The following is a 21,539-nucleotide window of genomic DNA, read 5'->3' as shown; positions in this document are numbered from 1 at the left end:
AATCTCGCAGTGATTGCGTAAACGTCTTGATCGAGAAGAAATTTCATTATTAAGCCGACACGAGTTTAATGTCTTCAGCCGCTACTAAAGCGATAGCATATTGCAGACAAGCACGAATGTCTTCAATTTGTAAATCAGGGTAATAATCCTGAATAATTATACTGAAAGAGAGTCCCTCATTTAGCAACTCAAGAACACTCTGCACAGTGATGCGCGTCCCTTCTATGCAGGGCTTCCCAAAATTAATTTGAGGGTTAACAGAAATTTTATACATTGTTGTCACCTAGTCGTAAGATGCCCTTATTTTAGATCACATTGCACAAAAAAGCCGTATAACAAGTCGCTGCACCGGAACGCCGTCATTTGGTTGGTTGAGTGCGATGCCGAAGGCACTGCGTAGCAGCACGCCGATCTTGTAGGGTGCGTTACGGCGAATTATTAATTTTAGTTTTTTGACTAAATTGATAGCCGCCTAACGCACCCTACACTCTACTGAATATACAGCCCTGAGAGCAGAGATCCTTCAGGCTGATAATATTTGCCTATTACCTATTGGGTGTAGGCAGGTAAGTCTTGACTCATTTGATTTAAGTTGCTGGCAATGGCTTTCATCGTCATAAAAGCCGAGCTAAAGGCGATTAGCTCATTTAAGGGGTAACTTCGACTCTCAACCCGCAAGCTCAGTAATTGCTTCTCAAGAGATTCAATTTCTTCGATGAGCAATCCTAACTTTGGTGGGTTGAGAATTACCTGGGCAGCGATCGCCTCAGCAATTTCATCAAAAGCGATCGCGGTCTGTTGTGCGATCGCTTGTAATTCAGGTAAAAACTTTTGTCGTATCGGTTCAGGAAGCGGTTGCTGTAGCCCATCTTGTAAAGCATCCAATTGAGCCCAGAGTTTTTGTTCGTAGCCAATGGAGAAATTCCAAAAATTTTGGTGTTTGGTTGCTAAAACTGTGGAAATTTGTTCGAGACTGGCAATCTTAACCGAGGCTGGATGTTGGGCGATCGCCACTGTGATTGCCTGCTTCAGTTGGGCGATATCTGACGGTGGTATCGTATCCTGAAAATAGCCCGTCAGCAGTTTTTGATATAGCTGTCCCATTTTCTTAAAAGTCACAGAAAAATCTGTTTCCAGTTGGTTTGTAGCCGATTTTGTCATAAATACAGTGGTCAGCAACACCCCCAGAAACGCGCCTACGGGAACTGAAATCAGTGCAGCCCAAATTCCTTGCTCGAAAAAAGGAAAAATATCCTTCCCGATGGCATCGGCTGCTACAATCGCACCGATGCGAGCGATGGGCGTAAACCCCAGCCAAGCACAACTGAAGTAGGCGAAAAAATAAGCCAGACTGCTACTAAAAGGATTATAACCAAAGGACTTGACCAACAAGTAAATACAGAGAATTGTCAAACTCAAGGAAACAGTGGCCGCCCAACCGATTGCGATCGCTCGACCCCGTGTCGGTTGAATGACAGTGACCACTGCACCTACTATCACAATATCTGCCACTTTTTCGTAAGCAGAAGGATAGGGAAACTCGATGTGACGAATAATAGCCAGTAACAAACCAATAACCACGCCAAGACTGACAATTTCTCTCAGGCGTTTTAGGGGTATAGGGGCCCATTTGGGAAAGGTAATCAGGTGTCTTCGCCTGAAAGTTGCAGTTACTTTGGTTTTATCGATTATCCTACCTCCTAATCCCTCGCATTGTTGGATAAATCGAGATACAAGTTGAATAAATTGATAAAACTGTAGTGATTCTTGAACATCATACCGATCAATCTCTCCACTGGTTCGGAGATGATCAAGTTTACCCCCAATATTCGCTAAATCTTCTTCTAATTCTGTGAGGTAAGGGGTAGCTAAGATTTTTTTGCCGTTACTCAGCTCCCTCAAGCTATCAAAGCTGTCGGTAAGATGAGTCGCCAATTGGTGAAATTCCGCCCTGAACTGATGCACTAAATTTTGTTCATGCTTTTCGCCTTTAAAAGCCATCAGATCAGCTAATTGTCGAGTCAATTGGTTCTGAATTGCCAAGATTTCACTCCAATTTTCTGCCACCAATATCTCACTACCGAATTCATGGGTTGCTTTTGTGAGTGTTGAAAGGCTAGTTTGTGTTGATTTTTTAATCTGATTGAGCAAGTTAAGCTCGTTCTGCTCAATAGAAAGAGAATAATCCCGCTCGTCGACCTCAGTTTTTAGGTAGCGATCGAGGATTTTTTTGAACAAGTGCGGTATATCTTGAAGGATTCCCATCAAGTTCCGGTTGAGATCGGCTCGAGTATTCTGGGGCCAAAATAGTAAGGCCACAGCAATTCCGACAGCGATTCCGATCCAGTTATCGATCAGGCGCGATCGCAAGTAGAGCCAGATATTTTGTTGTGCTGATGTTCCTACCACTCTCATGGCAATTAAAGCGCCCAGTAGTGTGGCTTGGGAATAAGCGGCTTGCCATCGGTAAGTTTCACAGATCAGGGCGGCTAAAATGTAGGTGAGAGAGGGAATTACAAAAAAACTTGAGCCTTGGATTCCGTAGGCGTTCACCAGGATAGCCGCAATGATTCCCCCCAAAGCACTTCCCCCCAAACGCCCCAAACCGGCAGCGATCGCACCTCCCATCGATGGCTCAATCAGTACAGATACATACCCAAAGACGGGATAGACAAAGTTGTCTAATACATTTCCTCGGTGCCAAAAGAAACTCGTTAAGAGAGCAGCACCTAACGAAAACTTCAATCCCTGTCTGAGCATTAGCCCGTTTTTACTGTCCAAGGTATCTCTATATCCTTTTTCGGCTTACTCATTGTTACTCATTAATCGCCCGCTCAATCCCATATAAAATCAGTGCCAAAAACGTCACCAACCAAAACCAAAGCTGAGGAGGCTCACTATGGATCAAGATTACTAAAACAAAGGCTGCGGCAATAATCCACCACTTAAACCACCAAGTCCACCATTGAGAACGTCTTTTCGGATTTTCCATATTAGGTTTAACCGCTTATTCTAGTCGTTGTTTCTTCAAGCTACTTGCGATTGAGGTGGTCCCCATCGGTTGGACAATTTTAGCGGGGAGTCAAGCTCTAACCTGATTGACTCCCTGTAGCCGCCTCATCGTCAGCCTATTTCAAGCTCTTCCGATAAACTTGATCGGGAGTTTTATATTCTATAGCTTGATGAGGTATTTAACTGTTACACCAATTAACCCACTTCTTTACCGCTTCTGTCAAGTGTTTTCGGTTCTTCGGTTTGTGTTATGCAATGAACTGGGGTTATCAGGGATGTAACCCTTATATAGAATGGCATTTGGCGATTTTTGTCAATTGTTTTTGATCTAGAGCGAACTCATCAATTAAGTCTCTTGCCAGAGAAGGATTTAGTCAATTTATGCCCCCCTATCGAACCATAACAAGTAACGAAGAGCCAGTTTTTGCCTTTGTCGAGGTGTATTAGGTGTTTAACATTTTCCAGAAGAATTATTTTCGGCTTTTTTAATTCGACTATTTCGCAGATGTGAAAAAATAGAGTTCCCCTTGTATCTCTAAATCCGGCTCGTTTTCCAGAAATGCTAAAGGGTTGACAGGGAAATCCTGCTGTCAACACTTCAAAATCAGGCAGGTCATGGATAGCAATTTTTCTAATATCTTGATCGGGAATTTCTTGAAAATTATTGAAATATACTTTTCGACAGTTTTCGTCTATTTCACAAGAATATACACAGTCATAACCAACGCTCTCGAAAGCTAATCTAAATCCTCCAATACCAGCAAAAAGATCGATAAATCTGAGTTTTTCGTTTGTCATTGCAAAATTATGACACCAAAGAAATTAATCAATGGGTGCGTTAACCAAGAGTAACGCACCCCAAAGAAATTATACCGAAGTTAAGGTTTTCTCCGCGCTAATTTGCGCTTCGGGACTATCCGCTTCCGAGGGAGGGACTACTTGCCAGAATTGACCGAGATAGCTATCCCAATTAGCTAAAATTAACTTACCTTTGGGGCTATTAGTGCGTTCTACATGGGACTCAATTAAAGATTTTAACTGTTCCGCACCGGCAGCCGTGCCAACCCGTTGAATCTTGACAATTTCGGGGTTAAGTTTCTCCGGTAGGGACGGATCAAGGATATAAGCTAATCCTCCCGTCATCCCGGCGCCGACGTTGCGACCGACGGAACCAAGCACGACAATTACCCCCCCAGTCATATATTCACAGAGGTGATCCCCGGCTCCTTCGATAACCGCTTTCCCGGTGGAATTGCGGACAGCAAAGCGTTCACCAGCGCGACCATTGGCGTATAATACCCCACCGGTAGACCCGTAGAGACAGGTATTACCGATAATAGCGTTATCTTCGGGCTGATAATTGGCGTTTTGGGGCGGTACAATGACAATTTCGCCGCCGTAGATACCTTTACCCACATAATCGTTAGCTTCTCCCTCTAAATGGAGATTGACACCGGGTAAATTAAAGGCTCCGAAACTTTGACCAGCCGCACCCTGGAAATTGAGCTTAATTTCGCCTTCAAAGCCGTCATTCCCGTATTTTTGGGCAATTACCCCCGCAATTCTCGCTCCGACAGAGCGATCAGTATTGACAATCCTGTAGGTTTTGCTGACGGTTTCCTGTTGCTCGATCGCTTGTTTAATCTCGCTATCGGCTAGAATATCGTCATCGAGAACAGCACCGTTACTATGTACTTCCTCGTGCTGCAACCAAGAGCGATCGCTGCGGCCATCGGGTAAATTCAACAAACAATCGAGATTGAGGGATTCTGTCTTAGTTAAACGAGCATCGGAGCGCACTTTTAACAGATCTGCCCGGCCAATCACCTCATTTAAACTGTGATAGCCTAATTTCGCCAATAATTGCCGCGTTTCCTCAGCCACCAAAGTAAAGAAATTGACCACATGAGCGGGAATTCCTGGAAAACGAGTGCGGAGACGTTCCTGCTGGGTAGCGACTCCCACAGGGCAATTATTCGTGTGACAGACGCGGGCCATGATACACCCCTCGGCAATCATGGAAATGGAGCCAAAACCGAATTCCTCCGCACCCATCACGGCAGCCATGAGGATATCCCAACCGGTTTTCAGTCCCCCATCCGCACGCAAAATCACCCGATGACGCAGTTGATTTTCCATTAACATCCGATGCACTTCCGTTACTCCCAATTCCCAGGGACTACCCGCGTGTTTGATCGAACTTAGGGGTGATGCACCTGTACCACCATCGTGGCCGGAAATCTGGATAATATCAGCGTTAGCTTTGGCAACTCCGGCCGCAATTGTGCCGATACCGATCTCGGCCACTAATTTGACAGAAACTTTAGCCCGGGGGTTAATTTGGTGTAAATCGTAGATTAATTGCGCTAAATCTTCGATCGAGTAGATGTCGTGGTGAGGAGGGGGAGAAATCAAGGTAACACCCGGTTTCGAGCGCCGTAACATGGCAATATAGGGACTGACTTTTTTCCCAGGTAATTGACCTCCTTCTCCCGGTTTTGCTCCTTGGGCCATTTTAATCTCTAGCTGTTTTCCACTCATTAAGTATTCGGGAGTGACTCCAAAACGTCCCGAAGCTATCTGTTTAATGGCAGAATTGGCCGTATCACCGTTTTTTAAGCCGTTTAGGTGGGGCATGGTCACGGAATGTCCCTCGGCATCCACATCGCTTAAGCTGGTGTAGCGGATCGGATCTTCTCCCCCTTCTCCGGAATTGGACTTACCTCCGATGCGATTCATGGCGATCGCTAGGGTTTCGTGTGCTTCCCGTCCCAAGGCACCGAGGGACATTCCCCCTGTGCAGAAGCGTTGCAGGATACTTTCGATCGATTCTACTTCTTCGATGGCAATTGAGGCTCGATCGCTGTTAAATTCTAATAGATCCCGTAACGCAGTAGCGGGTCTTTGCTGCAAGATTTGGCGATAGGTTTCGTAATGGTCATATCCTTGACCTTGGGAGTGAGCGGCCACGGCTTTATGGAGTGCTTTCGCCATTTCTGGGGAATTCATGTGGTATTCTCCCCCCGGACGGTAGTTGACAAAACCGTAGTTTTCTAGTTTTCTAGCGGTAAGATTGGGGAAAGCTTGACGGTGGAATGCGATCGCTTCTTGGGCCACTTCAGCAATGCTTAAACCCCCAACGCGACTGGTAGTGCCGTTAAAAGCTAGTTTAACTAAATCTGCCGACAGACCGATGGCCTCGAAAATTTGCGCCCCATGGTAGGAAGATAGGAGAGAAATACCCATTTTCGAGAGGATTTTCAGCAATCCTGCTTCTACGGATTTGCGGTAATTAATTAGGGCTTTTTCGAGGCTAATAGCTTCTAATTTGCCATTTTCCATCAATTTCTGAGTTTTTGGCTCGATCCACCACTGGGCGATCGTTTCTAGGGCCAGATAGGGACAAACTGCGGAAGCGCCATAACCAATTAGACAAGCGAAGTGATGGGTACTCCAACATTGGGCTGTGTCGATAACGATCGAAGCTTTTAAACGCAAGTGAGAGCGAATCAGGTGATGATGGACGGCACCAACGGCCAATAAAGGGGGAATATAGCTAGTTTTTTCGTCAATAGGAGCAGTTCTGTCACTGAGAATTAAAATTTCCGCTCCCGATGCTACTTTCTTGGCGGCCTCAGCGCACAAATTAGCGATCGCGGTTTCTAATCCCCCCGGTCCGGTGGTCAGATCATAAAGGGTAGAAAGTTCGGCTGTTTTGTAGCTAGAGGTTTTAACCTTGGCTAATTCCGCATTATTGAGCAAGGGAGAGTCTAATTTCAGTAAATGTGCGTCATCAACCCCCAATTTCAGGATATTGCCCCGTCGTCCCAGATACATAGTCAGGGACATGACTAAACTTTCCCGTAAAGGATCGATGGGAGGGTTAGTAACTTGGGCAAAACGTTGTTTAAAGTAATCGTAGAGAAGATGAGGTTTACTGGAGAGGACTGCTAGGGGAGTGTCATCACCCATACAGAAAGTCGGTTCTTTTCCCTGTTCTGCCATGGGGACGATAATCATATCCACATCTTCGGCAGTATAACCGAAAGCGGTTTGCAGAGGAAGGAGATGACTAGGAGCGGGAATATTGATCGCTGTTTCTTTATCAATAAAGGTGCGTTGGGATTGCACCCATTCACCGTAGGGATTAGATCGGGCAATTTCCTGTTTTATCTGCCAATTACGCTTAATTTCGCCTTTTTCTAGGTCAACTGCGATCATTTGACCGGGGCCGAGACGACCTTTTTCGATAATGGTGGTTTCATCGAGGGGAATAGTTCCCGCTTCCGAGGAAACGACGATATAACCGTTGTTAGTAATGCTATAACGGGCCGGCCGTAAACCGTTGCGATCCAAACAAGCACCGACGATTCCCCCGTCACTGAATACCAGTAAAGCTGGACCGTCCCAGGGTTCCTGTAAACCGCTATAGTATTCGTAAAAGTCGATAATTTCGGGATAATCCTCTAAATCAGGCTGATTATTGTAGGCCTCTGGCACTAGGATCATAGCCGCTTCTAGGGGACTGCGACCGGTTCTGACCAATAATTCTAGGGCGCTATCGAGGTTATAGGAGTCGCTGTTAGCGGGGTTAACAATGGGAGTCAGGGATTGTAACTCTTCGTGGGTCCAACCTTGGGTTTCTAAAGCGGGTTCCCGGGCCGACATCCAGTTAATATTGCCCAAAAGGGTGTTAATTTCGCCGTTATGACCCAATAAGCGCATCGGTTGAGCGAGGGGCCATTTTGGTTGGGTATTGGTGCTAAAACGTCGGTGATAAATAGCAAATTGACTGCTATAGGCGGGATTTTGCAGGTCTAGATAGAACTCTCGCAGGATTTCGCCCCTTACCATGCCTTTATAGACAATGGTGCGACAGGAAAAGGAACAGAAATAGAAATCATCGGCCAGTTGCTTACCGACTTCAGAACGGGCAATATAGAGTAGGCGATCGAATTGAGAACCAGCTAAATCGGGGGAAGTAACCAGAATTTGCTCGACGTAGGGTTGATTTTCCCTTGCTTGTCTGCCGAGGACTTCGGGACGGACGGGAACAGCACGCCAACCTAAAATCTTAATATTATATTTATTGACAATTTCCTCAATGTGTGCTTTGGCTTCGGATCGTTCCAGGTTCGCTTGGGGAAGAAAGACCATACCCACCCCTAGGTGCTCAGATTCTGGCATATTTAAGCCATTTTCGGCGAACCAAGGAGCGAGGACATCTCTGGGGATAGCGGTCATCATACCGGAACCGTCACCGGAATCCTGATCGGCGCTGCAGCCTCCCCGGTGTTCCAAACAACCTAAGGCTAAAAGGGCCTGTTCAATCAGTTGATGGCTGCCAGAACCGCGCACATCGGCAATAAAACCGACTCCGCAAGCGTCCCGTTCCTCTACGAGCCATCGGGGACCCCAATAGGGATCGATTTGGTGTATATTGTCGGTTTTTAGGTTATTTTGTTGCGCCATAGAAGTTATCCTTAGGGTCGTTGTCTAGAAGGGTGGGATAGTTAGTCTGCTGATAAGGTCAATCTAGAATAGAATTTTTTTTGATCTTGCCGTTTCGATTGTCGCTGATTTTTCCTAATTTTTGCCTGTTGCCATCTTTATCTTGGCCAGTCTGAGGAATCACAGGTGATCTACCATGATATAGTAGCTCTCAGGAATTGTCATTGAAAATCCCCTGGATAAGATGGGGGTTAAACATCTGAATTTCCCTGTTCTATCAATTGCCAGCCAAATATATACCTTTATCTTCTTACAATAAACCAAAGACCACATTTGATCACACTCTATAACTAATTGGCCTTTTGATTTTTCAACAAACCTTTACTTAACGGGGGACAGCCACCAATTTATTGTTGACCCTTCGGCTTCGGGATGGGTCAACGTCGAGCGAAGTCGAGACGTTGACGTAATTTTGTAACCACGACCAACTTACACCTCTAACTCTGGTAATACTTCCTGGAGAAATTCCTGCAGGAATTTCTGGAACTGAAGAATTTTTCGGTGGGAGCAGTTAACCATCTATGGATAAAAGAAATTAGCATGATGTTTTTTAGATTGGGATAACAGGTTAAAATTCTCTAAAACAAAGGGCGATTGTGACAAGTAATATCCACTATAAATAAGGACAATCCTAACTGTTTCGCCTGTAATCTTGCACTCCTTATACAGCCCTTCTCGTCAAGGTGAGGCACAATCTGAGAAACGCTGTAATAGCTACTTCAGTCATTTATTTGATTGGCCTTTACTTCAATAGATATAATAGCATCTAGAACGCAATAGTCTTGAATCATAAAGAAGATTGAAGAATACATTTTGCTTCCAATAACAGCAATTTTTCGCTCTCAAAAACCGTGCATTGTTCCTTGAGATTAGTAAGGACAGGAACAGAACCTTGTTCTAACTTTCGTAAAGCTTCTTCGGTGGCAGGCTGAAACGGATTCAACCAAGCATTTCTTCGTATATAGTCAGGACTAAAAGAGTCTCGCTCTAATAACCAAAAATCTACTCCATACTTATTAATAAAAGTTTTGATGGTTTCCAAATTTTCATTATATTGAGCGTCTATCAAATCGATCGCTTGTGAACGAAACCGATTATAATAGCCTAACTCATAGGGAAGGGCGAATTCTGGGGCGACGAGAACTGAACGTTGAGTAAAACTGGGTAAGTTGGAGGCTTCGTGGGCTAAAGAAGCGGTTAGTGAGTCTTTAGGCTGCCTAGTTAAGAAGTCGTATAATTGAGGTTCGTCGCCATAAACATACCAGTTTTTGGGAACTAATAAAAAACTAGGGTAGGTTAGAACCGTCGCCGCCAGAATTACCGCCACCAGCTGTACAAATAATCGCCTTTGAGAACTCAATTGAGAGCCAGAATTTTTACTATCGGCAAACCAATATTGTAATTGCAAGAAAAGTGCATCTAAAATTATGACTATAGCGATTGCGGTTGCTAGTCGTAAGACGAAGTCTAGGCCTTGAGCGTATCGATTGGGAAGATAAAGTTTAAAAAGTATAGCATGGGCGGCAAAAAATAGACCGAGAGAAACCACTATCATTTGGGTGAGGATATTCACTCCTGAATTAACTCGTTTAGCCAGGGGGAAGCGAGCAGGAAAGTTCATGAGTATTGGCAAAAACAACCCTAACCAGATTATGGGTGGATTAAAAATTTGCTGAAGTTGTAAACTGCTCCGTTTGCCTTTGAAAAACCAATAATTCTGAAAACTATTGCCAAAAAAAGCCGTTCGTCCCCCAGGTTGGAATTCAATCATTGTTTTAGCTTGAGCATGGGTCACTGTTGGTCCGTATTCCGAGGGACTCAAGACATAGGGCAATAACACCAGAATAGCGACTATCAGTTCAGTGCCGCATAGCCAATAATTATTAGGATCTAAGGATAGAGTTGGCCAACCTCGTTGCCAACGTAATGCGCGTAAGGCTAAAATACCAGCGATGATCAGGACATAAGGAGGATAAAATAACCCCTGCAGAAAGATAGCTGCTAAACAAGGCCAAAGAGAACGTCGCAGTAAATAATACAAAAATGCTAAGAAAAAGAGAGCGGAAAATGCTCTAGGAGTAGCACTAACTAAAATAGGTGTATTCCACTGCATATAATTAATTAGAACCGTGGACAAAAAACCAACTGTTGGCACTGGTAAAATTTCTAGTGCCAGGAGGAAACTATAAACAGAGGTTAATACACCTAGAATGATGGGCAAGAGTTTACTCGCTAGAATCGGGTCAATACCAACTTTGGCTAATAATTGATAGAGAGTCGTGTAACCGAATGGTAGTGAAGAAAGATAATAATCAGCAATAAAATCACCCCGAAATAGCTCCTCATCCCAAAAACGAAAAAGCCAAGTAATATGTTGTCGAACATCATCTTGAACGACATAATTTTGGCTAAAAGCTTCTCGTAAAGCCATAACTCCAAAAATCGCCCCAAAAATTAAACTTAAACTGAACCAAAATAAGTTTCTGGCACTGAAGAATTTTTCGGTGGGAGCAGTTAACCATCTATGGATAAAAGAAATTAGCATGATGTTTTTTAGATTGGGATAACAGGTTAAAATTCTCTAAAACAAAGGGAGATTTTGATGGGTATCATTTTCCAAGAAATATATTTGTTGAAATTTTAGTCTTTCCTAATTGAGTTAAAACCTTAGTTTGCCTGTTAATGAGTTTATATTTAAGCTGGCAAAATTTCAAGATATGGTAATTATAATCAAGTTTTTTTCGCAAAAATATTAAAGACTTTTTTAGCAGTGAAAGTCACTAAAATTAGGGTAGTAAGCGACAAAATGCTAGGCAAAAAAACTGAATAAGCTTGGGTATATCGTGGTATAGGTCGTGCTACTAAAATAGTTAAAAAAGTCCCTCCTAAAAAGAAAAGTATTCCTGTCATAGTTATAGCAGATAGCTCGGTAGGTATGGGCAAGAAAAACTTAAGATCACTTGAACTAAATTTGAAAATACCGATAATTCTAATCAACACAAAAATAACTATAGCAGCGATTATTACTAAGAAATTATACCACAAAATAATTATCAAGAAATCGGAGAAATCAAATCCCCACCGCAACAATAGACCATAAACAATCAACAGAGATGAACTAATAATTGCTAAAAAGGAAGTTGGTGATTCCAGAAAAGCTGGTTTCTCTAAGTAAGTAATACCGATAATTTTAAGTAAAAATAATAAACATAGTAAGACTAGAACAAAAGTAATAACTTTAGCGATATAACTTAAAAATACATCTTCTGTAAGACTTTTTTCTACGCCCCCAACTTCTGGATACGTCAATCTCTTCAAAGCTAATTTTAGTCCGTTATATATCCATTTAAAATAGAGACGAGGTTGAATTTTTATAATCGATAAAGATAAATCTTTTAGAGAGTCATTAACAAGGACGGGATTGTCTCCGTACAGATTGTTAGCTACTTTAATGGCAGTTCTCCAACTATTAAATCCGAAGCAGTAGTACCATTGAGTGTAGGTAGCTTTAGAGGCAGGAATAAGACATGGTGTCATATTTTCATGGTTGAATTGTTCATCTATAGCTTGAGATAATTCTTCAGGACTCATATTTTTTAATTGCTCACGCCAATCCACAATCGCCTGGGCTAATTGTTGCTGTTCAACAGGTAATTCTGGGATTATATCAGCTGTCAACATTTGGGTGGTAATGCCACTCAGACTATATCCAGAAAAAGAAACAACTCCTGATGTATTGACTAAAGAAGTGCGGAGAATATTAAATAACAAATAAGGAATAAAACAGGCAATTACAACCTTGATTAATATGTTTCTGTAAAAGTTATTTCTTACTCTATGGTGATAATTAAAAAAGAATACTAGAACAAAAGTAAGCAGAGGTACTAGAGGGATGAGAAACAAAAAGGAAGGTCGAGTTTGATAGGTTAGGAATAAGCTCAACGACAGAGTAATTAGGAGAAAAGGGTTATAGGTTTGTTTAACAAACATAAACATAAAAGCTATGGTTAGGATAGCCATAGATACCGATAAAATCTCTGGCAATTGCGCCGGAACAAGTCTCCAAAGAATTTGGGTATGTAGCAGAGGCAAAGCAGTGACAAGGGCTTGAATTTTGGAAAAGTTTGCTATCCTTAGACCTCTAAAAAAAACAAATACCGCTAAGGCATACACAACAAACTGAGCAGCTGGTAGCAGATGAAAATCTGGGGAGATTACTTTGACTAAATTGAGAAATAGTGGATAAAAAAAGGTTCTTTGTTGGGAAATTATGGCACTCAGAGAATTAAAACTAAAATTGACATAACCAGGTGAATCAGTAGCCACCCATAGATCGAAACGATCTTTTGTTTGAAAGTATAAAAATACAGAAACTGCGTAAACCCAATAGATCAGCGAAGGATTTGTAATTAATTTTGCTATCTTATTTTTCATGATTGAATACCATTAATTTTTTCTGTTAAACTACTGTGCAGAAACTAATTTGGTTTTCTCTATCTTTCTTTTTCCATAATAAATTAACAACAACAAAAATGTTTAGTAGGGAAAAGGCAGAAAATAAAGGCATACCCGGGAAAGAATAGCGCATATGCACCAACAGTAAACTTGCATCCACTAAAGAATATAAAAGCAAGCGAAGGAAATTAATCACAATAATAAACAAGAGAATAAATACATAATTAGATAATAAGGGCGATTTAGGTTTACTATAAAAATAGTATATCAGTAAGAATACTATAGAAATTATCCCGATGGTATTGATGATATGAATAGCTCTAGTTATCACTTTAACTAGCAGTAATCTTATTCTACTAGTCCGTTCTTTTCCCGTCCAAGCTGCACGAAGATTAGCTACCTTATTAAAGAGGGTAATACTTGACCTGGGATCGTCCACAAGAAAAATTTTTTCTACTTCTGAAAAGGGAGGATAGAGAAACTTAGTGATAACCTTTATAGAAGATTCCTTAAGGTGAGGCAACCAAATCCCAAAATTAGGATCTATATAGCTAAAACCAAAAGCTTTTGTTGGTAAAAGACGATTACGAAAAGCAGTTTTTAATTCTTGATTTATCTCGGTAAATTTTTTATAAACTTGCCGAGTAGTTACCGACCTAGGGTTAACAGGGTTGATGCTATCACCCACAGCATCTGCTAACAGCCAGACTGTAAATTTACTGCGAATTTCTTCTTTAGGAAGGAAAGGTTCTAGGGTTTTGAAGGTGGGACTAACTTGATAAGCTGCTTCTAACTGTGCTGGATTAATAGGAACCTGTCTGACTGGAGTACCAGCATCTATTTTCATTAATCCTGTGTACATACCCTTAAAACTAGGTGCATTCCACAAACTTACCCCCGGCACACCCAAGAAAATTGAGTTAAGTGAGACTATGGCAAAATTTACCATAATGAAGACTAACAGAGGTAAAAATACTAAAAAACAAGACTGTTGGATTTTTTCTCTTAATTTCCACTGAGGCTTGGTTAAAAACATAATTAGAATTAAACTTAAAATATAGATGTATTCAATTCCTTTTTCTGGTCGAGTAATGCCGATAAATCCGAGGGTTAATCCAGCCAAACAGGAATAAATAATTTTTTCTGATATTTTTTTCTTAAACAACAAAAATAAGATCAACGCAATCAATATATTAAACAATGAAACCGTTATTGCTTCGCTTCTCGCATCATTAAAAAATCTGAACGTCAGGGGATAGAAAATTAGTAGAGAAAAAATTAAAACACAGACAATTTTCGGTACTTTTAGTAAGCGAATAGAATAAATCAATAAAAACACTGAAAAAATGTAAAATAGTTCGTGAAATATTCGCAAAGGTATCCCTGTAAAACTGACTAACCAAACCAATAAGGAATAACCTGGGGGATGGCCTAAATTTAATATACCGATACCATCGGAAAACCAAACCGCTCTTTCCGCACGACTTAGATAATTCTGGGGATCACTGGGAGAAGCCACTATTTCACTGGTTCTGATTAAGAATAGTTTAATTAAACAAATTAAAGTCAAAATAATTGGGAAAATTTTCGACACGACTTGACGCTTAATTTCTACTGTACCTTTACTTATCATAGTTTTTGTACTTAACCAATAGCTCATTTTATACCTCTCCAAATTGTCGCAAAAAATGCTAGTTATACCGATATTTATTATCAAGTTCGTTTATCAATCATGTCTGCTAAAAGAGCAAACATTCCCGTTTGTGTTGCTGCTATCAAGAGCAAGAGACTCCTTTCGGTAAGATTTTCGCGAACAAAAATATCTTGAATAAAAGTAAATAAAAATGCCAGAAAAAACAAGCCAGCAATCGGTAGAAAAACTCGAAGCGGTGCAAAATACATTCCCACCCGGAGGATTAACTGGACAAAGCGCAAAGTATCGCGTATAGGTTTAATTTTACTGTTGCCCTGGCGAGCAAAATAGTCAATCGGTTCATAATGGACTAAATAACCATTAGTCAACATGGCTAGGGTAATCGTAGTGGTAAAACTAAAAGTATCGGGTAAGATATTAAAAAATCTCTCGACTACGCTCTTACGAAAAACCCGTAAGCCACTATTAAGATCTGGAATGCGACTATTGCTAATCCATTCGGCAAAACGGACAAGAAACCACTTAGGAATTTTGCGAATTGTTGGATAACTGACATTGGCCCCAGTACGCGCTCCTACCACCATATCAGCATTTTCTAGCAGGGCAACTAATTGGGGAATTCTTTCGTTAGGATAGGTTCCATCCCCATCCGTAATCACGATTGCCCCATATTTAGCCTGTCTAATTCCCGTTTTCAGTGCCGCACCATAGCCACGATTTCTGGGATGTTCGATTACCCTAAATGTCATCAATTCCTGAAGTTCTCGCAGGATTTCACCCGTTCGATCCTTAGAACCATCATTAACCACCACAATCTCATAGGTACAATTAGAGAGTTTTAGTTGTTCTTGGAGAAGTTCTAAAGTCGGAGTAATACCCTTTTCCTCATTATAGACGGGAATGACAATAGAAAAAGCGGCATTGTTCTCCTTTCTTGCTGAACTTGACGATAATTGACTCTCCAATTTTGCACTGCTTTCCATTATTTCCAGGTGGATTGTTATTGGTTGAACCTCTGATTATGATTGGTTTTTTCAGAGATAGCCTCGTCGGGGTTAACCATAACCATATTTAGTCAATGGCTATAGGCGAGCAAGGTTAAGAAAATTTTTTCCTCAACCGCACGAACTTTTTCTCCCTAGTTAGTATATAAGTGTATATTGAACAGTTGTCAAGTCTTTCAGAAAAAATTAGGGAATAGATTTATGGTAGAAAAATTAGGCATCGATTATTTTGGCAAAAACCGCCCCCTGGCGAAACTTCACGGCAAGACCACCCTGCAAATGCGCCGCAAAATGTATGATTTTTTAGAGAATGCCGTGGATGGTGTGAGGGGAAAAAAATTTTTAGACCATGGTTCTACACCGGAAACCACCAGACAAGCGAGTAATTGCTTGATTCGCTGGTTGTTGGAAGACGATGCTAGGGTTTGTGCCTGCTCTCCCGAAGAAATTAGCCATTTAGCGGCAGTTTTTCCCGGATTAGTTGTCCTTGATTGGCCTCCCACACCTTCCCAAGTAGAAGGAATTGACTATATCATCTCATCGGCGGTTATCGAACACGTCGGCAATGAACAATCGCAGATTGAATACGTCAGCAGCCTGCTGCGATTATGTCCCCGCTTATTTATCACCACTCCTAATCGCTACCACTGGCTAGAATTTCATACGCGCTTGCCCCTCTTGCACTGGCTGCCGAGAAGTTGGCATCGCTCTGTCTTAAACTTAATTGGGATGAAGTTTTGGGCTAGTGAAAAAAATCTGCGCTTGCTTGCGGAAGATGAATTTGCCCGTATTATTGAACAAGCTGCCCGAATTAATGGTTTAAAAGTTACTCTCCACTGGTATAAGCCGAAATTTCTGGGCTTAGTGTCTAATCTCTGCGTTTTAGTTAACTAAGGCTCTCAGTCCTAAAACCACAAATCTATTCCTGGCCACAAACAGAAAATAAGTTATCAAAAAAAGACGAAAAGAAGGGACTTTTTCCGATAATAAAGGGCAGAGTTAGACCTGCCCTTTGATCTTCTTTCTTGCCACTGATTACTGATTAATGATTAACGTCAGTTCGGGATAAGGAGGGAAGGAAAAGAGGGCGGCTAGTAAGCTGAAAAATATATAACCATATCCTCGATAGTTCCAGTGCCCCCAACTCCAGTGCAGTCTTAACGAGTAATTTAGGTAGTCAACGGCTTACTATTGAGGCAATGGGGACAAATTCAGGACAAGACTTTCCCTAAACAGGCGGGTAAATCGGCCAATTTTTCCACCACTGTCACCCCAGCTTCTTGAAAATGACGTAAGCTATCTTTTCTGGTATTCTTAGCGGCAACAGAGTAGGAAAGTTGGTTAGAAATAATTGTTTCTGTATCGCCGAAATTGGTTTCAATCGCTGCATTTAACCCCACAAGATAGGCAATCACCGGTTTTTCGATCGCCGAGGCAATATATTTGGCTGCCTCGATTTCGGCCTTTCCTCCCACCTGACTGACGAGGAGAATCGCCTCGGTATTTTCATCTTCCTCAAAAACCTGCAACCATTGAGACAAATTTGAGCCAATAATGCCATCAGTACCCAAATTTACCGCCATAGATTCACCATACCCAGCTGCTGTTAAAGTTTTCGCCACTTCATCCCCTATGCGATCGCCACGCGTAATCAGACCGATTGTCCCCAATTGATAAAAACTTGGTTCACAAATACCCAACCAAAGATAATTGGGAATAATTACACCTTGGCTGCCGGGTCCGAGAATTAATGTCCCGGTGGTACTAGCTATCTTTAATAATTCCACCAGATCCAAGGGGGGAACTGCGGGGGTGACGATAATTAATTGGGGAATACCCGATGCGATCGCTTCTAAGGCCGCATCTAGGACTTGATTGGGGGGGACTAAAATTAAACTGGTTTTGATTTCTCCGGCTTCAGCAACGGCCTCGGCCACTAGATCAAAGACTGGTATCTCTGCGATTATCTCACCACCTTGGCCACTAGCTACCCCCGCTACTAAACAGGTTCCCTGGGTTTTCAATCTTGCCGCATAATATTTGCCCAGGGGTCGATCGATCCCTTGCATAATTATCTGATCTTTATCTGTCCATTTCATATATTAAGTGTTGGGGTTAGGTGTTGGGGTGTTGGGGTGTTGGGTTGTTAGGGTGTTGGGGTGTTGGGGTGTTGGGGTATCAGTTGAAATTCCCCCATTCCCCCCCGCAACGGCTCGACTGAGCTTCGCCGAACGTCGCGCACGAAGTGGTCTCCCCATTCTCCCATTCCCCTGCTAGGCTAATTTAATGGCTGCAGTGACCACCTCTTCTAAAGACTCTAACCAATGAAAGTTAACATCAGCTAAACTCTGACTGAGATCGATCGCTTGGTTGTCACCTAGGACGCGAAAAATTATTTGTGGTGGGGTGGGATTGAGAAAAGTTCGGGGTTCCAAGGTTTGTCTTTCCTGTCGGGTGGCCCGGATCGTTCGTTCGCCGCTGCCCTGGCCGGGTGATAATTGGCTATAACTGCGGTAGTAATTGCTAATAGTCTCGATCGCTTTTTGGCCAAAGTCGGGATAACCGACGATATCAACGATAACCACTTTTAAATTAGGTAATAGTTGGAATTGTTGCAGACCACCCTCTATTTGCTTGGTTAATTGCTCTAACTCTAGTCTTTCCTCCAGTATAAGCCATGCTGCTAGTTTTGCCCCCTGGCCAGCTAAGACATCCCAGATACTGGACATCAAACCCTGGCCATTGCTGATCATCGCTATTCGGCCAGTTTGATCAATTATCGACCAAGGGTATTGTAATTGGGGTGGGGCCAAGGCCAGAAGATCGAGATGTCTAGCTAAAGCGGCATCATTAACAGTTATTTTGCCATCTAGGGCCATCACTTCCCCAACTTCGTTGATACCCAGGGGATTAATCTCGATAATATCGAGATCTTTGCTGACAAAGAGACTATACATTTTTTCGAGAATTTGACTGATAGACTCGATCAAAGACCCTCTTAAACCCATAGATACGGCTAATTGCCGACAGAGATAGGGGGAAAATCTCTCTTCAATGACCACTTTTTGCATGGTTGCCAGCAAACTGTCCACATCCATCCCCCCTTGACTCGCACCCAGTAAAACCGGTCTTTGCAGATGATAATCGAGTAAAATCGCTAAAAATATCTCCTGTTGCGGATTATACCTGGCTTCTGCTAGGATTACCTCTGGATATTCTCCGGCGATCGGTAAATGAAAGATAGCATGGGCAGCAGCGATCGCATCGATGGTATTAGCGACAAATTTCACCCCTCCTGCTTTTCCTCGTCCTCCCGCTCGTACCTGGGACTTCAGCACGATAGGATAGGGAATGTTTAATCTTTTTAGTCCCCCCGGTTCGTGGATTGGTTGGGAAGGTAAAATGGGGATGCCGACTTGAGCAAATATTTCCTTGGCCTGGTATTCGAGTAAATCCATAATTGATTAATTGATAAAGTGGCGATTCTCTCTTTGCTCGTTTCGGTAGCTTGGGGACCATGAAGATTATTTTAGCAACAGCATCCGGTTTGCGGGTGATCAGGGAGAATGTTTTTGGCTTACTCGATCGCAAAACTTAAAGTTAATTCGATCGGGTGATTTTTTTTTGATAGGATTTAACCTATAATTTTTCCATAAATAGTTCTTGTTCCCCATTAACCGTGCCAAGCTAAGAACTGCGGACAAATCAAGAGTTTTGGCGTTTCAATAGACCAAATAAAATAATAACTGGCAATTAGTCGGAAATCTCAGCTATTTTTTGCTAAAACTATCCTTTTTCCCGCATTTTATTGCTTGGAAACAAACCTTTTCCCGCTTTCGTCTCTATCTTTAAATTCGCTCCCACTAGGAAACTCAAGGGTAAGATGCTAAATTTTCAAAAGCAGGGTCGTCATCATCCTCTGACCCTATTAACAATGCTTTTAAGTGCTTCTTTCGTTGTGGTCTTCCTTTCCTTGACTCCTGCGATCGCACGTCAATTCGCCCCAATTAACCCGATTAAACCAATGCCTTTGGGGAATGATCGATTAATTCCGGCCGGGACAGATATCCCTGTAAAATACGAGCAAGGAGAAAAAATTCTTTTAACCAAACAGGAAACTTTTTCTTTATCCCTGACCGTCACCGATAATATCAAAAATCACCAGGGACAGACAATTATTCCCGATGGTAGTCAGATTATCGGAGAAATTAAACCCGATGGTCAAGGTTCGCGTTTTCTATCCCAAAAAATCTTTTTAAAAACCCGTCAACCCCAAGAAAAATCTATTGATGCTATTTCGGCAGTTTTCACCCGTATAGAAAGGCTAATTAAGGGAGTTAACCCCGATAAAATTATTCAGGGTGCAGTATTAGGAAAATCCGCCGCTTCTGTCCTCGCTTCTTTTACTTCTGACCGACCGGTTAGCGAGGGATTATTAAGAGGAGGGGGATTAGAAGTATTAGCCGGCTGGTTATTACGAGGAGAATCGGTGGAATTATTGTCAATTAACCCCAAGGAAGATTTAAAATTAACCCTTCGTTCTGATTTTACCGGTCAGTAAGCTTAAAAAAATTAGGTGTGTTAGTTATTAATCTAACACACCAGCTATCGAGACTAAGCGGCGTTTTGCCGATACCATTCAATGGTTTTCCGCAAACCTTCTTTAAATTCCATTTGGGCAACAAAACCGAATTTTTCCTCAGCGCGGGTTGTATCTAAACAGCGCCGCGGTTGACCATTCGGTTTATCTATTTCCCAAACAATTTCGCCATCAAAACCCATTAAACCACAGATTAATTCCACTAAATCTTTGATAGAAATCTCATAATTTGTACCAAGATTAACCGGGTCTGATTCATTATAGAATTGACTGGCCATGACAATGCCTCGCGCTGCATCGGTGGAGTAGAGAAACTCCCGGGTTGGACTACCATCTCCCCAGACAGGAAGTTGTTTATCTCCCCGTTGTTGTGCCTCATAAACCTTGCGAATTAAAGCAGGAATTACATGGGAACTACCCGGATCAAAATTATCCTCCGGCCCGTATAAATTCACTGGTAAAAGATAAATTCCGTTGAAACCATACTGTAAACGATAGGACTCTAATTGTACCAATAAAGCCTTTTTAGCGATACCATAAGGCGCATTGGTTTCTTCGGGATATCCTGACCATAAATCGTCTTCACGGAAAGGTACTGGAGTAAATTTTGGGTAGGCACAAATTGTCCCCACACAGACAAATTTTTGCACTCCTGCTAGATAGGCAGCGTGAATTAATTGGGTTCCCATCATCAAATTATCATAGAATAATTCGGCGGGTTTTTCCCGATTGAGACCGATACCTCCCACATGGGCCGCCAAATGGATAATTAAATCTTCTTCGTCGGCTAAACGTTGACAGTTTTCCCAAACTCTTAAATCACAATCCTTTGACCGAGGAATTGTAATTTTTTCGGGATTTGCCCCCGCTTCGATTAATTGATTAACTACTTGCCGACCTAAAAATCCGGCCCCCCCGGTGACGACGATTCTTTGTTCGCTTAAATTCCGCATATTTTCACCTCTTTAATCCACAGTTGTCATCGAACGATTGCGAAGATAAGCCAAATCTTTTAATAACTGTTGGCTATCACCACCGTTATTAAGATTAATCCCCAAAGCCGCTAAATCCGCATCTACCATTAATTTTACCAGTCCCTCGAATGTCACCGACGGCTGCCAACCTAATTTCTCTCTGGCTTTCGTGGAATCTCCTATCAGTAAATCTACTTCCGCTGGACGCAAATAACGTTCGTCAAACTCCACATAATCCTGCCAATTTAAATTAACGTATTGGAAAGAAATATCGAGAAACTCCCGGATAGAATAGGTTTCATTTGTCGCCACCACATAATCATCCGGTT

14 protein-coding genes and 1 pseudogene are annotated in these 21,539 nt (G+C 42.2%); 2 read left to right on the top strand and 13 right to left on the bottom strand.

Annotated elements, in window-relative coordinates; translation table 11 throughout:
* Positions 1 to 49 precede the first annotated feature (49 nt).
* From MiAbW_RS13980 to MiAbW_RS13940, 9 genes and pseudogenes are all read right to left on the bottom strand, one after another.
* Positions 50 to 274, bottom strand: a complete 225-nt coding sequence (locus MiAbW_RS13980; protein WP_151696606.1) for a DUF433 domain-containing protein — start codon at positions 272 to 274, stop codon at positions 50 to 52.
* Between the two features lie 275 nt (positions 275 to 549).
* Complete coding sequence (locus MiAbW_RS13975) at positions 550 to 2,760, bottom strand: hypothetical protein (protein WP_151696605.1); 2,211 nt, start codon at positions 2,758 to 2,760, stop codon at positions 550 to 552.
* Between the two features lie 55 nt (positions 2,761 to 2,815).
* Positions 2,816 to 2,992 carry a hypothetical protein gene (locus MiAbW_RS19620; protein ID WP_170915562.1) on the bottom strand — a complete coding sequence of 59 codons (177 nt, stop codon included), beginning with the start codon at positions 2,990 to 2,992 and terminating at the stop codon, positions 2,816 to 2,818.
* Positions 2,993 to 3,489: 497 nt separating this feature from the next.
* Positions 3,490 to 3,810 (bottom strand): annotated as a pseudogene (locus MiAbW_RS13965) (DNA cytosine methyltransferase); the annotation flags it as partial.
* Positions 3,811 to 3,879: 69 nt separating this feature from the next.
* A complete protein-coding gene (gene gltB, locus MiAbW_RS13960; RefSeq protein WP_151696604.1) occupies positions 3,880 to 8,484 on the bottom strand; it encodes a glutamate synthase large subunit in 4,605 nt (1,534 codons plus the stop codon).
* Positions 8,485 to 9,310: 826 nt separating this feature from the next.
* The gene (locus tag MiAbW_RS13955) at positions 9,311 to 11,068 is read right to left on the bottom strand and encodes a hypothetical protein (protein WP_151696603.1); all 1,758 of its coding nucleotides are present in this window, start codon (positions 11,066 to 11,068) and stop codon (positions 9,311 to 9,313) included.
* Positions 11,069 to 11,253: 185 nt separating this feature from the next.
* A complete protein-coding gene (locus MiAbW_RS13950; protein WP_151696602.1) occupies positions 11,254 to 12,957 on the bottom strand; it encodes a hypothetical protein in 1,704 nt (567 codons plus the stop codon).
* A gap of 25 nt (positions 12,958 to 12,982) precedes the next feature.
* A complete protein-coding gene (locus tag MiAbW_RS13945; RefSeq protein WP_151696601.1) occupies positions 12,983 to 14,638 on the bottom strand; it encodes a hypothetical protein in 1,656 nt (551 codons plus the stop codon).
* 53 nt (positions 14,639 to 14,691) lie between these two features.
* A complete protein-coding gene (locus MiAbW_RS13940) occupies positions 14,692 to 15,615 on the bottom strand; it encodes a glycosyltransferase family 2 protein (RefSeq protein WP_151696600.1) in 924 nt (307 codons plus the stop codon).
* 222 nt (positions 15,616 to 15,837) lie between these two features.
* Here MiAbW_RS13940 and MiAbW_RS13935 point away from each other — a divergent pair, with 222 nt between their 5' ends.
* Positions 15,838 to 16,530: a hypothetical protein gene (locus MiAbW_RS13935; protein WP_110546079.1), complete on the top strand. Its 693-nt coding sequence runs from the start codon at positions 15,838 to 15,840 to the stop codon at positions 16,528 to 16,530.
* 317 nt (positions 16,531 to 16,847) lie between these two features.
* Here MiAbW_RS13935 and MiAbW_RS13930 read toward each other — a convergent pair whose 3' ends face one another.
* Positions 16,848 to 17,735 (bottom strand): succinate--CoA ligase subunit alpha, encoded by an 888-nt coding sequence (locus tag MiAbW_RS13930; protein ID WP_151696599.1) that lies wholly within the window; start codon positions 17,733 to 17,735, stop codon positions 16,848 to 16,850.
* Between the two features lie 174 nt (positions 17,736 to 17,909).
* On the bottom strand, positions 17,910 to 19,094 hold the full coding sequence (locus MiAbW_RS13920; protein WP_151696598.1) for an ATP-grasp domain-containing protein: 1,185 nt from the start codon (positions 19,092 to 19,094) through the stop codon (positions 17,910 to 17,912).
* Between the two features lie 425 nt (positions 19,095 to 19,519).
* Between MiAbW_RS13920 and MiAbW_RS13915 the strand changes: the two genes are divergently transcribed.
* Positions 19,520 to 20,197, top strand: a complete 678-nt coding sequence (locus MiAbW_RS13915) for a hypothetical protein (protein WP_151696597.1) — start codon at positions 19,520 to 19,522, stop codon at positions 20,195 to 20,197.
* Between the two features lie 53 nt (positions 20,198 to 20,250).
* On the opposite strand, the gene MiAbW_RS13910 is transcribed toward MiAbW_RS13915, so the two are convergent.
* Both MiAbW_RS13910 and MiAbW_RS13905 read right to left on the bottom strand, forming a co-directional pair.
* Positions 20,251 to 21,189: a GDP-L-fucose synthase family protein gene (locus MiAbW_RS13910; RefSeq protein ID WP_151696596.1), complete on the bottom strand. Its 939-nt coding sequence runs from the start codon at positions 21,187 to 21,189 to the stop codon at positions 20,251 to 20,253.
* 12 nt (positions 21,190 to 21,201) lie between these two features.
* Positions 21,202 to 21,539: GDP-mannose 4,6-dehydratase (locus MiAbW_RS13905; RefSeq protein WP_172967378.1), on the bottom strand; the 338-nt coding region annotated here is incomplete at its 5' end.

This window comes from Microcystis aeruginosa NIES-4325, assembly GCF_008974145.1.
GTDB classification, from domain to species: domain Bacteria; phylum Cyanobacteriota; class Cyanobacteriia; order Cyanobacteriales; family Microcystaceae; genus Microcystis; species Microcystis aeruginosa_G.
The sequence above is the reverse complement of the archived record's forward strand: the minus strand, read 5'-3'. Positions and strand labels throughout refer to the sequence as shown.